The following is an 18,614-nucleotide window of genomic DNA, read 5'->3' on the forward strand; positions in this document are numbered from 1 at the left end:
TTGGCTTGAAGACCCGCGAAGGCTCATCGCGCGGGTGAACCGGCAAATTCGCCGCGCTGCAGCTGCGACACATCGTTGCCCCGCGCGTCCCTGGCGCCGAGGTCCGCGCCCTTGGCGGCCAGGGCCTGCAGCAGTTCGGTCCGCTGGAACAGGGCGGCGTACATGGCAGCGGTCTGGCCGGCGTTGTTGCGCTGATCGGGGGCGCAGTCGGCCTGCACCAGCCGCCGCGCGATCGCCACCTCGCCCTTGAAGATCGCGCCCATCAGGGCAGTGTTGCCGCGCAGGTCCTGCACGCAGGGGTCGGCGCCGGCCTTGAGCAACTGCTCCACCACCTCGCGGTGCCCGTGGTAGGCCGCGAGGATGAGCGCGGTGTAGCCTTTTTCATCGCGGACATTGAGGTCGTAGCGGGCGGCGATGAACTCGCCGAGCATGTCACGCCGGCCCTCGCGGGCCGCATCGAAGAAGTAGCGGCGCAACTGCCGCTGGACCTGGGCCGGATCGGTCGGGGCTGCCGGCTCGGCCCCCGCCGCGGCTGCGGGTGGCGACGCAGATGCCGCCGCTGCCGTGCCTGGGACCGCACTGGGGGCCGCGCTGGGGGCCGCACCCGCTGCGCCAGCCGCCATCGCGCCCATGCACAGCACTGCCAGCACCCAGGGGCGCGATCGATGGGAAAGGGACATGCCGATCTCCTGGAAATGGGGGGACGGTCGTGGGAGGGGCACCGCCAGCGGCGCCCCTCAATGGATGCAGCACGCGGGCGCCAGAACGGCCCCCACGCGTGCATCGCATGCCCCGCGTCAGTCCTGCAGCGCCGAGGCCAGTTGCTTCACGCGGGCCAGGTCGCCCTTGGCCACGCGGGCCACGCCCGTGCCGTACTCGGGATCGGCCTTGTACAGGAACGACAGGATGATGTGCTTGCTCTCGGCATCGGCGCCGGCCAGCGATTCGCCGAAGCTCTGGATCAGGTCCTCGCGGTCCTTCTTGCCGTAGCTGCGGTACAGATCACCGGCCTGCTTGAAGTTCTGCTCCTTGCCGATCTTGGCCTGCTGCGTGGTGCCGGACAGCGGCAACTGGCTGTAGCGCGCCGCCGAGACCTGCGGGCGGGGCTCCAGGCGGCTGGGCTCGTAGTTCACGCCGCTGGTCGTCTGCCCGAAGTTCAGCGTGCCGTCCTGGTTGCCGTTGTTCACGCCGACGCGGGGGCGATTCACCGGCAGGCTCAGGCCGTTGGTGCCCACCCGGTACAGCTGCGTATCGGCGTATGAGAACACGCGGCCTTGCAGCAGGCGGTCTTCCGAGGGCTCGATGCCGGGCACCACGTTGGCGGGCGCCATGGCGACCTGCTCGGTTTCCTGGAAGAAGTTGTCCACGTTCTTGTTCAGCACCATCTGGCCGATCTTGCGCTCAGGCACATCGGGCCAGATCTTGGTGGCGTCCAGCGCGTTGAACTCGAACTTGTTCAGGTCCTCGGGCTTGAGCACCTGCACGTACAGGTCCCACTTGGGGAAATCGCCCTGCTTGATCGCGTTGACCAGGTCGTTGGTCATGTGGCTGTAGTCCTTGGCCTGGACGGCGGCGACCTGCTTGGGGTCGAGGTTCTTCAGCCCCTGCAGGCTCTTCCAGTGGAACTTCACGTAGTGCACCTGGCCCTGGCTGTTGACCAGCTTGTAGGCATGCACTCCGTTGCCGTCCATGAACCGGTAGCCGGCGGGCGTGCCCTCGTTCGAATAGAGCAGCGTGAGCGTGCGCGTGGCCTCCGGCACGTGCGAGAAGAAGTCGAAGCGGCGGGAATCGTCGTCCAGGTTGGTGCGGGGGTCCGGCTTGAACGCATGCACCATGTCGGGAAACTTGATGGCGTCGCGGATGAAGAAGGTGGGGAAGTTGTTGCCCACCAGATCCCAGTTGCCCTGGCTCGTGTAGAACTTGGTCGCGAAGCCGCGGGGGTCGCGCAGCGTCTCGGGAGAATGGTTGCCGTGCACCACGGAAGAGAACCGCACGAACACCGGGGTGCGTTCGCCGGCGCTGAACACCTTGGCCTGGGTCAGCGAAGACAGGTCTTCCGTCGCCACGAACTCGCCGCGCACGCCGGTGCCGCGGGCATGCACGACGCGCTCCGGAATGCGCTCGCGATCGAATCGCTGCAGCTTCTGGATCAGCTGCACGTCCTGCAGCAAGGTGGGGCCGTTCGGGCCGGCGGTCTGCGAATTCTGGTTGTCGCCCACCAGGGCGCCGTTGTCGCGCGTGAGGGCGGATTGGGCGAACGCCGCAGGCGCTACCAGCACGCCTTGCAGCACCAGCGCTGCGGTGAAGATTTTTCTGGTTGTCATGGAAACTCCGCTCCAGTCGTTAAGGGAAGCGAATGATCCACGTGGCGGAATGTCGCTCACAAGGGGGGTTTGGCTATGGCCGCGATGAATATTGCCGATGGGCCCCTCACAACCCTTTGGATGGAATGCCGTCAATGCCGGAAAGCGCGCGGACGGGCGCTATTAAAAAAATAGCAATTTACGAATCAAAACACCCCGCCGGTCGCTTTTTATTACATATCCGAAGCGCTTTCCGGGGTCTTTCGGTTAATTGCAGTCAGTCGAGCCAGCCCAGCAACGCCGCCTTGACCGCGGCCGCCGTCTTGTTGGGCGTCTGCAGTTTGGCAGTGGCGTTTTTGAGGTGAAACCGCACCGTGTTTTCGGAAACGTCCAGAATCTGCGCAATATCCGCCATGGTTTTCCCATCCGCCGTCCATTTGAGGGCTTCCAGTTCGCGCGGGGTCAGGAACGCCTTCTGGCGGGTGCCGTGCAGGGCTTTCATGGCACGGCCCATGGCCTCGTACGAGGCGCTTGCAAGGAACGACATGCGGGGCTCGTTCGCCTTGAGTTCCTCCTCTGCCAGGGGGACACGGGAGCGCACCAGGGTCAGAACGCCGCGCAGGCTGCCCACGCTCTGGTTGGCCTGCGACCAGCCGACCTTCAACCCATGGGACTGCGCTTCACGCCACAACTCGGGCGCCGAGGCGAAAAGCTCGTCGCTCCAGACCACGGGCCGCTCGGATTTGCGGCAATGGGCCACGGTGGGGTCGATATGGTGGTATTCGGCGACGGAATATCGCCTTTGCCACGCTTCCGGAAAATCGTCCACCTGGACCACCTGCGGGCGGGAGATGGGGACGGGAATGTAGAGGGTATACGCGCATCGCTCGAAACCCAATTCCGTCGCCGCGGACTTGATTTTGCCGAAGATTCTGTTCTTGCACGTCTCATTGGAGAAACATTCAGAAACCTTGTGCTGCCACGACTGCACTGCCATCACCACCCCTTTTTGATTAACTATTTATTAATCAGTCTACCCAGCAATGTTTTGGGAGGGCGCCCTTTTGCCATGCCGATTGGGATGCGCAATATGAAAACCGTGCATAACCCCACCCGATTCCAAGGACGCGCGGGGGGGCTGAACAGGGCTCAGCGGTGGGCCTGGATGGTCGCCAGAATGCCCAGGGTGAACATGCCGCACGCGGCCCATTGGGCAGGCGCCGGCCAGTGGCCGTCCCAGGCGAAGGAATAGAAGAGAGCGAACAGGGTCTCGCTCACGATCAGCTGGCCGCACAGGCTGGCGGACAGGCGCTGGCTGGCCACATTCCAGAGGATGGTGGCCAGCCAGGTCGCGCCCAGCCCGATCGCAAGGCAGACCAGCACAAAGGCGCCGAAACCTGGCTGCGCCGCCAGTTCTGCCAGAGGCGTGCCCTTCACCCCCCACAACAGCCATCCCCCCAGGCCCGTGGCCACGCCCAGCCAGTTGGCCCATTGGGTTGCGCCCACCTCCGGGTGGCGCTGCACCCAGGCCGAATTGAGGATGGCGAACGCCGTCCAGAAGACCAGTGCCACCAGCACGATGCCGATGCCGCGCCACCAGTACGCCCCGCCACCCGCAGCTGGCGATCCGCCCTCCCCGTGCGGCGCGAACGCCATCAGCGCCAGGCCCGCCAGGGTCAGGGCCAGCCCCGGCACCAGGGCCACCCAGCGCAGCCCCTTCGGCTTGCCCAGCAGCATGACCCACACCGGGATGGTGCCGATGATGAGGGCCGGCACCTCCACCCCCGCATCGCGGATCGCCAGCACCAGCAGCAGGTAGTAGCCAGTGAATCCCAGCACGCTCAGGCCCAGGGCGGCCCCGGCCTGGCGGGCGGTGGGCCAGCGCACCGCTCGGCGCGTGCCGGGGCGCAGGCCCCAGAGCAGCATGCCCACGGCCATGGCGCCGTAGGCCACGAAACGGCCAGCGGTGAGGTCCACCGACGCGAACCCGGCCGCCATGCGCGGCGCGACGAACACCAGCCCCCAGAGCGCGCCCGCGGCGAGCCCTGCCAGGATTCCAGTCAGCATCGGCCGGCGGTCAGACCGCGAAACCGTCGTCGGCGGCGATCACCGCGCCGTTCACGAAGTGGCTCTGGTCGCTGGCCAGCATCACGATGAGCGCATCCAGGTCCTTGGGCTGTCCCACGCGCTTGCGCGGCAGCATGTCCAGGAGCTTGCGGCCCTGCTCGGTCTGCCAGTGGTGGTGGTTGATCTCGGTGTCGATGTAGCCCGGGCACAGGGCGTTGACCGTGATGCCGAAGCGGCCCCATTCGAGCGCCATGGCACGCGTCATGTGCACCACGGCCGCCTTGCTCATGCAGTAGGCACCGATCTGCGGCAGCACCTTGAGGCCGGCCATCGAGGCGATGTTGATGATGCGCCCGCCGGTGAAGCTGCCCGGCGCCGCCCCGCGCGAGCGCGCCAGCATGCGCTTGCCGACCTCCTGAGCCACGAAGAAGGCGCCCTTCACGTTGGTGTCGAAGATGAAGTCGAAATCCTCGGGTTCCACGTCCTGCAGGCGCTGGGTGGTGGAGACGCCCGAGTTGTTGACCAGGATGTCGATGGAGCCCATCTCCGTCTCGGCGTGGGCCACGGCCGCCTTGATGGAGTCGTGGTCGGTCACGTCCAGCTCGATCACATGGGCGTCGCCGCCCTCGCCTTCGATGCGCGCGCGCAGCTCCTTGAGCTTTTCCACGCGCCGGCTGGCCAGCACCACGCCGGCCCCTGCGGCGGCCAGCGTGCGGGCGAACTGCGCGCCGAGCCCGCTCGATGCCCCGGTCACGAAGGCGACGCGCCCTTCCAAATCGATGCTGTAAGCCATGGGATGTCTCTCTTGTCAGAAAATAGAACGATCGTTCGATTGTCGGTTTTCCGTGAATACAATCTGTCCGACCGACGGACTGCGCGCAGGCCAGTCGCCCGCGGCGGATCACCCATTATCAAACCACCACGAGACACCCATGACCCCAGAAGAAATCCTCGCCCAACACGGCCCCCGCGAAGCCATGGAGTACGACGTGGTGGTCGTCGGCGGCGGCCCCGGCGGCCTGGCCACCGCCATCCGGCTCAAGCAGCTCGCCACCGAAAAAGGCCAGGACATCTCGGTCGTGGTGCTGGAAAAGGGCTCCGAGACCGGCGCGCACATCCTGTCGGGCGCCATCATGGACCCGAAGGCGCTGACCGAGCTGATCCCCAACTGGAAGGAACTGGGCGCGCCGCTCAACCAGCCCGTCACCGACGACGCCATGATCTTCCTGGGCGAAAAGTCGTCCTGGCGCACCCCCAATTTCCTGCTGCCGCAGTGCTTTCAGAACCACGGCAACTACATCGTGAGCCTGGGAAACGTGGTGCGCTGGCTCACCACCCAGGCCGAGAACCTGGGCGTGGAGATCTTCCCCGGCTTTCCGGCCGCCGAAGTGCTCTACAACGAAGACGGCTCGGTCAAGGGCGTGGCCACCGGCAACCTGGGCGTGAGCAAGGAAGGCGAGCCCACCGCCGACTTCCAGCTGGGCATGGAACTGCACGCCAAGTACACGATCTTCGCCGAGGGCGCGCGCGGCCACCTGGGCCGCCAGCTCATCAGCCGCTTCAAGCTGGACCAGGGGCGCGACCCGCAGGCCTACGGCATCGGCGTGAAGGAACTGTGGGAAATCGACCCCAAGCGCCACCAGCCCGGCTTCGTCATGCACACGGCCGGCTGGCCCATGGACAGCGACACCTACGGCGGCGCGTTCCTCTACCACGCCGAGGACAACAAGGTCACGCTGGGCTTCATCACCGGGCTGGACTACTCCAACCCCTACCTGAGCCCTTTCGAGGAATTCCAGCGCTGGAAGACGCACCCCAACATCCGCTACTACCTGGAAGGCGACGAGGCCAAGGGCATCAAGCCGGCCAAGCGCATCGGTTACGGCGCACGCGCCATCACGGCCGGCGGCCTGCTGTCGCTGCCCAAGACGGTGTTCCCGGGCGGCGCGCTGGTGGGCTGCGAGGCGGGCTACCTCAACGTGAGCCGCATCAAGGGCAGCCACGCGGCCATCAAGACCGGCATGCTGGCGGCTGAAGCGGCCTACGACGCGGTGCAGGCGGGACGCCAGCACGACGAACTCACGGCCTACCCCGAGGCGTTCGAAAAGAGCTGGCTCTACGCGGAGCTGAACAAGGCGCGCAACTTCAAGGCGTGGTTCAAGAAGGGCCTGGCCACCGCCACACTCATGAACGGCATCGAGCAGTTCGTGCTCAAGGGCAACATTCCCTGGACGCTGCATCGCGACAAGCCCGACCACGCCTACCTGAAGCCCGCGGCCGAGTGCAAGCCCATCGTGTACCCCAAGCACGACGGCAAGCTCACCTTCGACCGGCTGTCCAGCGTGTTCATCAGCAACACCAACCATGCCGAGAACCAGCCGGCACACCTGACGCTCAAGGACCCGAGCGTGCCGGTCAATATCAACCTCGCCAAGTACGCCGGCCCCGAGGCGCGCTACTGCCCCGCCGCCGTGTACGAGTTCGTGCCCGACGAGGCCAAGGGGGGCAATGCCCAGCGGCTGCAGATCAACGCGCAGAACTGCGTGCACTGCAAGACCTGCGACATCAAGGATCCGACGCAGAACATCGTCTGGGTCACGCCCGAAGGGGGCGGCGGCCCGAACTACTCCGGCATGTGAAGCCTCCCCCGCCCTCGCCAGGGCGACCCGAAGGGCCTGCGTTGCAGGCCCTTTTTTCGTGGCGATTCCGACGGCCTTTGCAGGAACGCGCCTACAGGACCCTCCTGACCCGCGGGCGAGACTGTCTGGCCTTTCCGCGCCGCGCACTGCAGCGCAGTATCAAGAACCACCACGCCATCGAAGCAGGAGACCCCATGGCCCGTTCCCCCGCCCCACGCTACCGCACCCACCGTCGCCCGCTCTGGCCCCTGGCCTTGGGCGCAGCCGCCGTGGGGGCAGCGCTGGCATTCTCGGCCAGCGCATCCGTGCGGGCCCCGCGGGGCATCGAGGTGGTGGAGGATTTCAACGTGGACCGCTATGCCGGGCACTGGTACGAGCTGGCCCGCATCGACCACCGTTTCGAAAAGGGCCTGGTCCAGACCAGCGCCCACTACAGCCGGGGCCCGGACGGATCGGTGCAGGTGCTCAACCGCGGGTTCGATCCGGCCCGCAAGCGCTGGCGCGAATCGCGCGGCCGGGCGGTGTTCATCGGCCGCCCCGACCAAGCATCGCTCAAGGTGTCGTTCTTCGGCCCCTTCTACGGCGGCTACCACGTGGTGGCGCTGGACGAGGACTACCGCTGGGCCATGGTCGTGGGCGCGAGCCTCGACTACCTGTGGATCCTGTCGCGCACCCCCACCCTGCCCCGCGGCGTGCGCCCCCGCCTGCTGGCCCAGGCACGCGCGATGGGCGTGGACATGGACCGCATCGTCTGGGTGCCGCAGGACGAGGACGGTGCTGTGCGCATCGCAGCCTGACGCGGCACAGCGCCAACGTCGCACCCCATTGCTCCCGAATTAATAGCATCCAAGGCAATAAGATCTAGGGCAATCGGCACTTTTCAGCACAAACCGATTGCCTTGGCCCGTCCAAGCCCCCCGGCACCTCCACGGTCACTGCGCGAACAAAGGCAGGTCGGCCCGCTTGAGCGTGCGCAGCACGAAGCTCGACCGGCTGTGGCGAATGCCCTTGATCTTGTAGAGCTTCTCGCGCAGCAGCCGCTCGTAATCGCGCGTGTCCTTGACCACCACGCGCAGCAGGTAGTCGTAATCGCCCGACACCAGGTGCGCCTCGATGACCTCGGGAATGCTGGCCAGGGTTTCGCCGAACTTCTCCAGCGTGTTGTCCGAATGGCTGTCGAGCGTGACCTGAACCAGCACCGTGTCGTTCAGATCGAGCGCCTTGGGGTTCAGGCGCACGGTGTAGCCCTCGATCACGCCCGCCTCCTCCATCTTCTTGATGCGGCCCCAGCAGGGCGACGGGCTCAGGCCCACGGCGTTGCCGATCTCCTGCAGGCTGGCGCGGGCGTCGGCCTGCAGGACGGAGAGGATTTTTCTGTCGAGGCGGTCCATGCACTGCATTGTTCTCCCAATTCACATATTTCAGAAGAATTTTCTGCAAATCTGGCATTTTTGAAGAAATTCAGAAAATCCATCCAGTGCCCGCACCGCATACTTCATCGATCAAGGCGCCCTTACCGGGGCGCACGAAACAGGCAGGGCCCCGGCGGATTACCGTTCGCCGGGGCGCTTGGCTTTCGAAAGCATGGCCTTCTGGATACACGGCAAGCCCCCGCGCACACCGCGGTCGGATCGCCCGGCGCGCACCGGCGCTGCAGTTAGAATCCGCCCGGTCAGGAGAGAGCGCCGCCCCGTCACCGGGATTGCCGGCGCCGCCGAAGGCGCAGGGTGACCCCGAACGCTCAGGCAAAAGGACTGGCAAAACGCCCGCAGGGATGCGGGCGTTCCCCTTGCTGGAGAGAGGTCCGCCGCGTGCGCGGGCCCACCGAAGGAGCAAGCCCCGCGCCGCCTTGGCACGTGGGTGAATCTCTCAGGTAAAGCGGACAGCGGGGCAAAGGCGTGGCCATGGGGCCGCGTTCCCATTTGCCCTTGCTGGAGATTGCCATGTCCGCCGCCGACGCCGCCCTGCTCACCACCCCGCTGAATGCCCTGCACCTCGAACTCGGGGCCCGCATGGTGACGTTCGCCGGCTATTCCATGCCCGTGCAGTACCCCGCCGGCCTGATGGCGGAGCATCTGCACACGCGCCAGGCCGCCGGCCTGTTCGACGTGTCGCACATGGGCCAGTTGCGTCTGGTGGGCAGCGATGCCGCGGCCGCCTTCGAATCCCTCATTCCCGTGGACGTGATCGACCTGCCCGTGGGCAAGCAGCGCTACGGCCTGCTGCTGAACGACGAGGGCGGCATCATCGACGACCTGATGTTCATCAAACAGGGCGAGGGCGACATCTTCGTGATCGTGAACGGCGCCTGCAAGGCCGGCGACATCGCCCACATCCAGGCCCGCATCGGCCAGCGCTGCGAGGTCGTCCCCATGCCCGACCATGCGCTGCTGGCGCTGCAGGGCCCGCAGGCCGTCGCGGCGCTGTCGCGGCTGGCGCCCGGCATCGAGCAGCTCGTCTTCATGACCGGCGGGCGCTACGATATCGCGGGCTGCGAGGCCTTCGTCACCCGCAGCGGGTACACGGGCGAGGACGGGTTCGAGATCTCGGTGCCCGCATCGCAGGCCGAAGCGCTGGCGCGCGCCCTGCTGGCGCAGCCCGAGGTGAAGCCGATCGGCCTGGGCGCGCGCAACTCGCTGCGCCTGGAGGCGGGCTTGTGCCTGTACGGCAACGACATCGACACCACCACCACGCCCCCCGAAGCCGGCCTGAACTGGGCCATCCAGAAGGTGCGCCGCACGGGCGGTGCGCGGGCCGGCGGCTTTCCCGGCGCTGCCAAGGTGCTGGCGCAGATCGACGACCCGGCCACCCTGGCGCGCAAGCGCGTGGGCCTCACGGCGCTGGAGCGCGTGCCCGTGCGCGAACACACCCCGCTGCAAAGCGCCGAGGGCGAGGCCCTCGGCGAGGTCACCAGCGGCCTGCTGGGGCCGAGCGTGAACCAGCCCATCGCCATGGCCTACGTGCCCCCGGCGCTGGCCGCCATCGGCACCCGCGTGCAGGCCATCGTGCGCGGCAAGCCGGTGCCCATGCAGGTGTGCGCGATGCCTTTCGTGGCGCCCCGCTACTACCGCGGCTGAAACGGGCAGCCGGGGCCACCGCCAAGGCGGCGGCCACCGCTACATTCCAGATTCCTTTTCTTCATTTTTCAGGAGCCCCCATGACCGTTCAATACTCCCGCGATCACGAGTGGATCGACGCCGCCGATGCCAACGCCGCCGTGGTCGGCATCACTGTCCATGCCCAGGATGCCCTGGGCGACGTGGTGTTCGTGGACCTGCCCGAAGTCGGCAAGACCTTCTCGCAGGGCGGAGTGGCCGGCGTGGTCGAGTCCGTCAAAGCCGCCGCCGATGTGTACATGCCCGTCTCGGGCGAGGTGGTGGAAGTGAACGAGGCGCTGCGCGCCGACCCCTCGCTCGCCAACTCCGATCCCTTGAACGCCGGCTGGTTCTTCAAGGTCAAGCTGTCCGAGCCGGCCCAGTTGTCCGGCCTGATGGACGAAACGGCTTACACCGATTTCGCCAAGAACGCCTGAGCCTTTTCCTTCCCCTTTCTTTTTCCGTCCACGGTCCTCTTCCATGCTGATGCAATCCGCCCTGCCGCTTGGCGCGCTTGAAAACGCCACCGAGTTCCTGCCCCGCCACATCGGCATCGACGGGGCGGACGAACAGCACATGCTCTCCGCCATCGGCGAGGCCTCGCGCCGCGCGCTGGTGGACGGCATCGTGCCGCGCTCCATCGCACGCAGCCGGGCCATGGACCTGCCGCCCGCCACGACGGAAGCCGCGGCACTGGCCGAGCTGAAGGCCATCGCCGCACAGAACCAGGTGCTGCGCAGCTTCATCGGCCAGGGCTACCACGGCACGCACACGCCCGGCGTCATCCTGCGCAACATCCTGGAGAACCCCGCCTGGTACACGGCCTACACGCCGTACCAGGCCGAGATCTCGCAGGGCCGCATGGAGGCGCTGGTCAACTTCCAGACCATGGTGTGCGACCTCACGGCCATGCCCATCGCCAACGCCTCCATGCTGGACGAGGCGACCGCGGCGGCCGAGGCCATGACGCTGGCCAAGCGCTCGGTCAAATCGAAAAGCACGCGCTTCATCGTGGCCGGCGACGCGCACCCGCAGACCATCGAGGTGATCCAGACGCGCGCCGCGCCGCTGGGCATCGAGGTGGTGCTGGCCAATTCGCTGGCCGAGTGGAATGACGCGCTGGACGGCGACTACTTCGCCGTGCTGGCGCAGTACCCCGCCACCAGCGGCCGCATCGACGACCTGGCGGCCGATGCCGCCAAGGCGCATGCCAAGGGCGCGGCCTTCATCGCCGCGGCCGACCTGCTGGCCCTCACCCTCATCACGCCGCCCGGCGAATGGGGCGCGGACATCGTGGTGGGCACCACGCAGCGCTTCGGCATGCCCATGGGCGCGGGCGGCCCGCACGCCGCCTTCATGGCCTGCCGCGACGAGTACAAGCGCTCCCTGCCCGGCCGCCTGGTCGGCGTGAGCGTGGACGTGCACGGCAAGCCCGCCTACCGCCTGGCGCTGCAGACGCGCGAGCAGCACATCCGCCGCGAAAAGGCCACCTCCAACATCTGCACGGCCCAGGTGCTGCCTGCCGTGGTGGCCAGCATGTACGCCGTCTACCACGGGCCCCAGGGCCTGATGCGCATCGCCCAGCGCGTGGCCGCCTACACCGCCATCCTGGCCAAGGGGCTGGAGCAACTGGGTGCGCCGCTGCGCCCGCAGGCCGCCTTCGACACGCTGTCGCTGCACACCGAAGGCGCAACGCAAGCCATTGCGGCCCGCGCCGTCTCGCTGGGCGCCAACCTGCGCGTCTATTTCGAGAACTACCTGTGCATCTCGCTGGACGAGACCACCACGCGTGCCGACATCGAGCTGCTGTGGAAGGTGTTCGCCCGGGACGGCCAGGCGCTGCCCACTTTCGCCGCCTTCGAAAAGGGCGTGGAGCCGCTGATCCCCACGGGGCTGCGCCGCACCAGCGCCTTCCTCACGCACCCGGTGTTCAACACCCACCATTCCGAGACCGGCATGCTGCGCTACATCCGCCAGCTGTCCGACAAGGACCTGGCGCTGGACCGCAGCATGATCCCGCTGGGCAGCTGCACCATGAAGCTGAACGCGACCAGCGAGATGATCCCCATCACCTGGCCCGAATTCGCGAATGTGCACCCCTTCGCCCCGGCCGACCAGCAGCGGGGCTACCGCCTGCTCGACGAGCAACTGCGCGCCTGGCTGTGCGAGGCCACGGGCTACGCCGGCATCAGCCTGCAGCCCAACGCGGGCTCGCAGGGCGAATACGCCGGCCTGCTGGCCATCAAGGCCTACCACGCGGCCCAGGGCGAGGGCCACCGCAACATCTGCCTGATCCCCAGCAGCGCGCACGGCACCAACCCCGCCAGCGCCCAGATGGTGGGCATGCATGTGGTGGTGACGGCCTGCGATGCCAACGGCAACGTGGACCTGGCCGACCTGCGCGCCAAGTGCGAGCAGCACAGCGCGCACCTGGCCTGCGTGATGATCACCTACCCCAGCACGCACGGCGTGTTCGAGACGCAGGTGAAGGAACTGTGCGCGCTCGTGCACCAGCACGGCGGGCGCGTGTACGTGGACGGCGCCAACATGAACGCCCTGGTGGGCGTGGCCGCCCCCGGCGAATTCGGCGGCGACGTGAGCCACCTGAACCTGCACAAGACCTTCTGCATCCCGCACGGCGGCGGCGGCCCCGGCGTCGGCCCCGTGTGCGTGGTGGCCGACCTGGTGCCCTACCTGCCGGGCCACCGCACCGCGGCCGCGCAAGGCGCCCTGGGTGCCGACGCGAACGCTGCCAACGGCGTGGGCGCGGTCAGCTCCGCCCCGCTGGGCAATGCCGCCGTGCTGCCGATCAGCTGGATGTACATCCGCATGATGGGCGCCGAGGGCCTGCAGGCCGCGACCGAGACGGCCATCCTGTCGGCCAACTACATCAGCGCGCGCCTGAAAGACCACTACCCCACGCTGTACGCGAGCGCCAACGGCCACGTGGCCCACGAATGCATCCTGGATCTGCGGGGCCTGAAGGAAACCAGCGGCGTGATGGCCGAGGACGTGGCCAAGCGTCTGATCGACTACGGCTTCCATGCGCCCACGCTGTCGTTCCCGGTGCCCAACACGCTGATGGTGGAGCCCACCGAAAGCGAAACGCTGTCCGAGCTGGACCGCTTCATCGACGCGATGATCGCCATCCGCGAGGAGATCCGCCAGATCGAATCTGGCGCCTGGCCGCAGGACGACAACCCGCTCAAGCACGCGCCCCACACGGCCGAGAGCCTGCTCGCCCCGGAATGGACGCGGCCCTACGCCCGCGAGACCGCGGCCTTTCCGGTGGACGCCTTGCGCCGCAGCAAGTACTGGTCGCCGGTCGGCCGCGTGGACAACGTCTGGGGCGACCGCAACCTGTCGTGCAGCTGCATTCCGGTCAGCGACTACGCGTGACGGCGAGGGGTGCGCCGGCCGCGCCACGGGCCCGGCCGGCCTGGCCCTCAACATGGGGTGACAGGGCCGCGGGCAGACTCTTTAAGATCGCGGGCTACCTTTTTTCAGGAGATGCTTTCGTGCGAAATTCCTTGTGCGCCCTGCTTGCCGGGCTTGTGATCGTTCCCGCCGCCATGGCGCAGACCGCCCCCGTCACCCTGCCCAGCGGGCTGGTGTACGAGTCGCTGAAAGAAGGCACCGGCACCTCGCCCAAGGCCACGGACACCGTCAAGGTGCACTACAAGGGCACGCTGCCGGACGGCAAGGAGTTCGACAGCTCCTACAAGCGCGGCGAGCCCACCGAGTTTCCGCTCAACCGCGTCATTCCCTGCTGGACCGAAGGCGTGCAGCGCATGAAGCCGGGCGGCAAGGCCAAGCTGACCTGCCCGCCGGCCATCGCCTACGGCGAGCGCGGCGCGGGCGGCGTCATTCCCCCCAACGCCACGCTGAACTTCGAAATCGAACTGATCTCGGTCCGCTGACCCGTCCGAGGGCCCGCCATCCATGCTGCTCCAGGTCGGCGAGCTGGCCCGGCGCACCGGCCTCACGGTGCGCACGCTGCACCATTACGACGAGGTGGGTTTGCTCAAGCCCTCGGGCCGGTCCGAGGCGGGTTACCGCCTCTATAGCCCGTCCGACGTGCAGCGGCTGCACGGCATCCAGACGCTGCGACAGATGGGCCTGCCGCTCAGCGACATCGCGGCCCTGCTGGCGGGCGACGACATGGCGCCCGAGCAGATCATCGGGCAGCAGATCCGCGCGCTGGACCAGCAGATCGCGCAGGCCACCGAGCTGCGCGGCCGCCTGTCGCTGCTGCGCGACGGGCTGGAGGCCGGCGCCGAGCCCGACATGGGCGACTGGCTGCAGGCGCTGGCGCTCATGGCCACCTACGGCAAATACTTCAGCGCGGCCGAGCTCAAGCACATCTTCTCCCATTGGCACCGCATCGAAGCGGACTGGCTGGTCGTCAGGGACCAGGTGCGCCAAGCCATGGACGAGGGCCTGCCGATCGATGCGCCCGCAGTCCAGGCGCTGGCCTACCGATGGATGGCGCTGATGCTGCACTGGATGGACGGCGACATGGACCTGCTGGAACGCTGGGGCCACATGTTCCGCACCGAGCCCAGCACCCAGGGCCGCAACCATGCGCCGCCGGGCGACATGATCCGGTACATCGAAGGCGCCATCCAGTTGCGCATGGACCTGCTGCTGCGCTACCTGGACCGTGACGACCTGCGCCGGCTGGGCCAGGTACACCACACGCAATGGCAGCACCTGGAACAGGAAGTGCAGCAGTTGCTGGACCAGGGCATTCCCCCAGGCCATCCGCGCGCGCGGGCGGCCGCCGCGCATTGGGACACCCTGTTCGGCACCCTTTGCCGCCAAGACGCCGGGCTGCGCGCCAAGCTGATGCGCGCATCAGCCAGCGAGCCCCTGCTGCGCGCCGGCTCTCCCTTGAGCGAGCCCGTGCGCAACTACCTGCACGCCGTGCCGCGCCTGCCAGCCGCCGCGCCATCGCCCTGAAAAAAATGGCTTGACCCTCACGCTACGTGAGGCTTCACAGTCGGCCCCCATCGCTGCCCCTGCGCAGCCAACGGACCGACCCATGACCCCTTCGCCCCACCACCCGCGCGCCGCATTGCTGCAGGACTCCAACTTCCGCTGGATGGTCAGCGGCACGGCCCTCACTCTTCTGGGCGACCAGTTCACGCTCATCGCCCTGCCCTGGCTCGTGCTGCAGATGACCGGCGACACCCTGGTGCTCGGAACGGTGCTGGCACTCATGAGCGTGCCGCGCGCGCTGTTCATCCTGATCGGCGGCGCCCTGGTGGACCGCCACTCGCCCAAGCAGGTGCTGATGCGCACCAAATACGCCAACCTGGCCTTGCTGGGCCTGCTCAGCGGGCTGGTGCTGACGAGTGCGCTCACGCTGTGGATGGTCTATGCCCTGTCGCTGGCCATCGGCCTGGCCACCGCCTTCAGCATCCCGGCCGGCACGGCCATGCTGCCGCACGTGGTGCCGCGCACGCAGCTGCAGGCGGCCAACGGCATCAGCATGGGCCTGCGGCAGCTCACGATGTTCCTGGGGCCGCTGCTGGCCGGCCTGCTGATCGCCCTGTTCGGCGACGGCAGCCGTGCGGACGGCGCCGGCACCATGGCCAACGCAACGGGCATCGGCATTGCCTTCGGGCTCGATGCGCTCAGCTTCGGCGTGTCGGCCTGGACGCTGTCGAAAGTGCGCCTGCTGGCCACGGCGCCAGCCACATCCGCCAGTCCCGACCGCCCCGCCGGACAGGGCACCGCCCCGCCCGCGGTGCTGGCTTCGGTGGCGCAGGGCCTGGCGCACTTCTGGCGCGACCGCGAATTGCGCACCTGCTTTCTCTACTGGAGCGCCGTGGCGGTGCTCATCATGGGGCCGCTGCACATCGCCATGCCGGTGCTGGCGAGCAGCCTGCCCCACCTGGGCGCCGCCGCGTTCGGCGCGCTGGTGGGCGCCCACGGTGCCGGCACGCTCGCGGGCATGGTGGCCTCGGGCATGCTGCCGCGCCTGCGCTGGGGCAGCCTGGGGATGACGCTGCTGGCATTCGACGCCACCATCGGCCTGCTGTTCATGCCCATGGGCGTGATCGGCGCCCTCTGGCAAGGGGTTGCGCTCATGCTGGCCATCGGCCTGCTGGGCGGCTTCATGCAGGTGCGCATCTTCACGTGGATCCAGCAGCGGGTGCCGCCGGCACTCATCGGCCGGGCGATGGCGCTGTTCATGTTCATCTTCATGGGGCTGGCGCCGATCTCCGCCGCCGCCACGGGTTGGGCCATGAAGGGCATCACGCTGGCCCAGCTGTTCGCGGCCTGCGGCGGCGCGCTGGTGGCGGTGGCGGCGCTGGCCTTCCTGCTCACGCCGCTGCGGCAGGTGAACGACGCGCCGGGCACCGTGCCGCGCTGAACCGCGGCGTGGCGTCACCGGCCCGGTGGACGCTTGCCGATGGCCGGAAAGGGCTTCGCCGCGCCGCCGCGTGAAAGGCACTTCCTGCAGCAGGCCACCGGCTGGCCGGCACCCAGGGGCGGGCGTACACTGAGCCCCTTCCGTGCGGCGCTGGCGCCGCTGCCGCTCTGCCTGCCGTCGCTGTCCCGCCCATGAGCCGTCCTGATCTTTCCCTGCTCCTGCCCCCGGGCTCGGAGAACCCGCCCGCGCCCATTCCGCCCGAGCGCCGCGCGCCCGCGAGCCGGGCTGAGGGCCCCGTGGCCGCGCTGATCGGCGAATTGCGCGCCTACCAGGCCGAGCTGGAGGTGCAGAACAAGGTGCTGCGCTACAGCCAGGCCGCGGCGGAAAGCGCCTCGGAGCGCTTCGAGACGCTGTTCGCCAGCGTGCCGCTGTCGCTCATGGTGCTCGACGAACATGACATGGTGGTGCAGGCCAACTCCATGGCGCACCGCTCCTTCCAGCCCACCGAGGCCGACCGTCCCGTCACCTCGCTCATGCCGTTCGTGAGCGCGGCCGACGCCGAACGCGTGCGCGAGGCTTTCGCGCAGGCGCGCGAACTCGGCCACAGCGAGGCGACCGAGGTGGTGTTTCCCGTGGGCTCGGGCGGCACCATCACCGGCGACCTGCACATCGCCCGCATTGAGGCGCCCCAGGAAAGCGGCCCGCCGGTGCTGCAATTCCTGTGCGCCGTGATCGACCAGGGACCGCTGCTCACCGAGCGCCAGGCGCTGCAGCAAAGCGCCCAGGCCCTGCAGGAGCGCAATGCCCAGCTGCACGCCAGCGAGCGGCGGCTGGAGGCGGTGATCAACTCCGCCCTCGATGCCATCCTGTGCGTGGACCAGCACCAGCGCATCACCGTCTTCAACCCCACGGCGGCCGCGCTGTTCCAGTGCGCCACGGCCGACGCCATGGGCAGCCGGCTCGACCGCTTCCTGCCCGATGCGGCGCAGGCGCTGGCGTTCGCGCAGCTCACCACGCAGGCCGTGCTGGGCGAGATGGTGGCCTGCACCGCCAGCGGCAAGGAGCTGGCGGTGGAGGTGAGCATGTCGTTCGAGCGCCATGCCGAGGGCGAGACCACCACCGTCTTCGCGCGCGACCTCACCGGCCGCAAGAAGGCCGAAGCCCACCGCAGCGAGCTGGAAGCGCAGCTGCGCGAGTCGCACAAGATGCAGGCCGTGGGCACCATGGCCGGTGGCATCGCCCACGACTTCAACAACATCCTGAGCGCCATCCTGGGCAATGTCGAACTGGCCAAGGCCGACTGCGACGCCGCCTCGCCCGTGCTGGAGAGCCTGCGCGAGATCGACAAGGCCGGCCGGCGCGCGCGCGACCTGGTTCGCCAGATCCTCACCTTCAGCCGCAACGAGCCGCCGCAGCGCACCGCCGTGAGCGTGCACGACGCCATGCACGACACCGAGCGGCTGCTGCGCGTGACCCTGCCGCCCGCCATCGAGCTGCGCATGCGCCTGGATGCGGGGCTGCCGCCCGTGCTGGCCGACGCCACCCAGGTCGAGCAGGCGCTGCTCAACCTGTGCACCAACGCCATCCATGCGATCGGCGAGGCGCGCGGCATCGTCAGCATGGAGGCCTCGGCCCTGGAGCCCGACCTGCGGCTGTGCGAGCGCCTGGGCCTGCCCCTGGGCGAGTACGTCGCGCTCACCGTGGTGGACAACGGCCCGGGCATCGACGCGGCCACGCAGCAGCGCATCTTCGAGCCCTTCTTCACCACCAAGCCCGTGGGCCAGGGCACGGGCCTGGGCCTGGCCGTGGTGCACGGCGTGATGCGCACGCACGGCGGCGCGGTGGATGTGCACAGCGCTCCCGGCGAAGGCAGCCGCTTCACGCTTTACTTCCCCGTGGCGCCGGATTCGGCACCGAGCGCGCCGCCGCACGCCCCCCAGCCCGCCCGCCCCGCCGCCCCGTGCAGAGCGCGGACGAGCGCACGCGCACGTGATGTACGTGGACGACGACGAGGCGCTGGTCTTCCTCGTGCGGCGCCTGCTGCGCCGCCGCGGCTACCAGGTGACCGGGTTCACCGATCCGCACGAAGCCACCGAGGCCCTGCGCGCCGACCCGCGCAACTACGACC

Annotated in this window: 14 protein-coding genes, 1 pseudogene and 2 riboswitches; of the genes and pseudogenes, 9 read left to right on the plus strand and 6 right to left on the minus strand. The window is 68.3% G+C overall.

All coding sequences use genetic code 11. The annotated features are described in order from the left end of the window. Window positions 1–23: 23 nt before the first annotated feature. The 5 genes from AC27KI_RS03330 to AC27KI_RS03350 all read right to left on the minus strand — a co-directional run bounded on the left by AC27KI_RS03330 (window position 24) and on the right by AC27KI_RS03350 (window position 5,163). The gene (locus tag AC27KI_RS03330) at window positions 24–680 is read right to left on the minus strand and encodes an ankyrin repeat domain-containing protein (RefSeq protein WP_284430890.1); all 657 of its coding nucleotides are present in this window, start codon (window positions 678–680) and stop codon (window positions 24–26) included. A 117-nt stretch (window positions 681–797) separates the two neighbouring features. Further along, window positions 798–2,324 (minus strand): catalase KatB, encoded by a 1,527-nt coding sequence (gene katB, locus AC27KI_RS03335; RefSeq protein WP_487090559.1) that lies wholly within the window; start codon window positions 2,322–2,324, stop codon window positions 798–800. A gap of 256 nt (window positions 2,325–2,580) precedes the next feature. Further along, window positions 2,581–3,300: an autoinducer binding domain-containing protein gene (locus tag AC27KI_RS03340; RefSeq protein ID WP_487090558.1), complete on the minus strand. Its 720-nt coding sequence runs from the start codon at window positions 3,298–3,300 to the stop codon at window positions 2,581–2,583. 152 nt (window positions 3,301–3,452) lie between these two features. Beyond that, window positions 3,453–4,370: a DMT family transporter gene (locus tag AC27KI_RS03345; protein ID WP_487112571.1), complete on the minus strand. Its 918-nt coding sequence runs from the start codon at window positions 4,368–4,370 to the stop codon at window positions 3,453–3,455. 10 nt (window positions 4,371–4,380) lie between these two features. Next, window positions 4,381–5,163 (minus strand): SDR family oxidoreductase, encoded by a 783-nt coding sequence (locus tag AC27KI_RS03350; protein ID WP_272563733.1) that lies wholly within the window; start codon window positions 5,161–5,163, stop codon window positions 4,381–4,383. A 139-nt stretch (window positions 5,164–5,302) separates the two neighbouring features. Between AC27KI_RS03350 and AC27KI_RS03355 the strand changes: the two genes are divergently transcribed. Then, window positions 5,303–7,009, plus strand: coding sequence for an electron transfer flavoprotein-ubiquinone oxidoreductase (locus AC27KI_RS03355; protein WP_487089670.1), 1,707 nt, complete (start codon window positions 5,303–5,305; stop codon window positions 7,007–7,009). Between the two features lie 194 nt (window positions 7,010–7,203). Further along, window positions 7,204–7,806 (plus strand): lipocalin family protein, encoded by a 603-nt coding sequence (locus AC27KI_RS03360; RefSeq protein WP_284430885.1) that lies wholly within the window; start codon window positions 7,204–7,206, stop codon window positions 7,804–7,806. A 135-nt stretch (window positions 7,807–7,941) separates the two neighbouring features. Here the strand turns inward: AC27KI_RS03360 and AC27KI_RS03365 are convergent, their stop codons facing one another. After that, window positions 7,942–8,400: an Lrp/AsnC family transcriptional regulator gene (locus tag AC27KI_RS03365; protein WP_272563736.1), complete on the minus strand. Its 459-nt coding sequence runs from the start codon at window positions 8,398–8,400 to the stop codon at window positions 7,942–7,944. A 280-nt stretch (window positions 8,401–8,680) separates the two neighbouring features. Beyond that, window positions 8,681–8,768: riboswitch (glycine riboswitch) on the plus strand. 23 nt (window positions 8,769–8,791) lie between these two features. Continuing rightward, window positions 8,792–8,905, plus strand: a riboswitch (glycine riboswitch). A gap of 47 nt (window positions 8,906–8,952) precedes the next feature. On the opposite strand from AC27KI_RS03365, the gene gcvT reads away from it, so the two are divergent. From gcvT to AC27KI_RS03400, 7 genes and pseudogenes are all read left to right on the plus strand, one after another. Continuing rightward, window positions 8,953–10,086 (plus strand): glycine cleavage system aminomethyltransferase GcvT, encoded by a 1,134-nt coding sequence (gcvT, locus tag AC27KI_RS03370; RefSeq protein WP_487112573.1) that lies wholly within the window; start codon window positions 8,953–8,955, stop codon window positions 10,084–10,086. An 80-nt stretch (window positions 10,087–10,166) separates the two neighbouring features. Then, the gene (gene gcvH / locus AC27KI_RS03375) at window positions 10,167–10,541 is read left to right on the plus strand and encodes a glycine cleavage system protein GcvH (RefSeq protein ID WP_487112575.1); all 375 of its coding nucleotides are present in this window, start codon (window positions 10,167–10,169) and stop codon (window positions 10,539–10,541) included. Between the two features lie 43 nt (window positions 10,542–10,584). Continuing rightward, complete coding sequence (gcvP, locus tag AC27KI_RS03380; RefSeq protein ID WP_487089671.1) at window positions 10,585–13,503, plus strand: aminomethyl-transferring glycine dehydrogenase; 2,919 nt, start codon at window positions 10,585–10,587, stop codon at window positions 13,501–13,503. Window positions 13,504–13,676: 173 nt separating this feature from the next. Next, on the plus strand, window positions 13,677–14,024 hold the full coding sequence (locus AC27KI_RS03385; protein ID WP_442867280.1) for an FKBP-type peptidyl-prolyl cis-trans isomerase: 348 nt from the start codon (window positions 13,677–13,679) through the stop codon (window positions 14,022–14,024). Between the two features lie 22 nt (window positions 14,025–14,046). After that, on the plus strand, window positions 14,047–15,066 hold the full coding sequence (locus AC27KI_RS03390; RefSeq protein WP_487112577.1) for a MerR family transcriptional regulator: 1,020 nt from the start codon (window positions 14,047–14,049) through the stop codon (window positions 15,064–15,066). 82 nt (window positions 15,067–15,148) lie between these two features. Further along, entirely contained in the window at window positions 15,149–16,486 is a 1,338-nt protein-coding gene (locus AC27KI_RS03395; RefSeq protein ID WP_487112579.1) for an MFS transporter, read from the plus strand. A gap of 191 nt (window positions 16,487–16,677) precedes the next feature. After that, window positions 16,678–18,614 (plus strand): annotated as a pseudogene (locus AC27KI_RS03400) (PAS domain-containing sensor histidine kinase); the annotation flags it as partial.

Source organism: Acidovorax sp. KPB24-03, from assembly GCF_057546605.1.

Coding starts and splice junctions, on each gene's coding strand:
- AC27KI_RS03330 (WP_284430890.1), bottom strand. CDS start 680: ATGTCCCTTTCCCATCGATCGCGCCCCTGGGTGCTGGCAGTGCTGTGC.
- katB (WP_487090559.1), bottom strand. CDS start 2,324: ATGACAACCAGAAAAATCTTCACCGCAGCGCTGGTGCTGCAAGGCGTG.
- AC27KI_RS03340 (WP_487090558.1), bottom strand. CDS start 3,300: ATGGCAGTGCAGTCGTGGCAGCACAAGGTTTCTGAATGTTTCTCCAAT.
- AC27KI_RS03345 (WP_487112571.1), bottom strand. CDS start 4,370: ATGCTGACTGGAATCCTGGCAGGGCTCGCCGCGGGCGCGCTCTGGGGG.
- AC27KI_RS03350 (WP_272563733.1), bottom strand. CDS start 5,163: ATGGCTTACAGCATCGATTTGGAAGGGCGCGTCGCCTTCGTGACCGGG.
- AC27KI_RS03355 (WP_487089670.1), top strand. CDS start 5,303: ATGACCCCAGAAGAAATCCTCGCCCAACACGGCCCCCGCGAAGCCATG.
- AC27KI_RS03360 (WP_284430885.1), top strand. CDS start 7,204: ATGGCCCGTTCCCCCGCCCCACGCTACCGCACCCACCGTCGCCCGCTC.
- AC27KI_RS03365 (WP_272563736.1), bottom strand. CDS start 8,400: ATGGACCGCCTCGACAGAAAAATCCTCTCCGTCCTGCAGGCCGACGCC.
- gcvT (WP_487112573.1), top strand. CDS start 8,953: ATGTCCGCCGCCGACGCCGCCCTGCTCACCACCCCGCTGAATGCCCTG.
- gcvH (WP_487112575.1), top strand. CDS start 10,167: ATGACCGTTCAATACTCCCGCGATCACGAGTGGATCGACGCCGCCGAT.
- gcvP (WP_487089671.1), top strand. CDS start 10,585: ATGCTGATGCAATCCGCCCTGCCGCTTGGCGCGCTTGAAAACGCCACC.
- AC27KI_RS03385 (WP_442867280.1), top strand. CDS start 13,677: ATGGCGCAGACCGCCCCCGTCACCCTGCCCAGCGGGCTGGTGTACGAG.
- AC27KI_RS03390 (WP_487112577.1), top strand. CDS start 14,047: ATGCTGCTCCAGGTCGGCGAGCTGGCCCGGCGCACCGGCCTCACGGTG.
- AC27KI_RS03395 (WP_487112579.1), top strand. CDS start 15,149: ATGACCCCTTCGCCCCACCACCCGCGCGCCGCATTGCTGCAGGACTCC.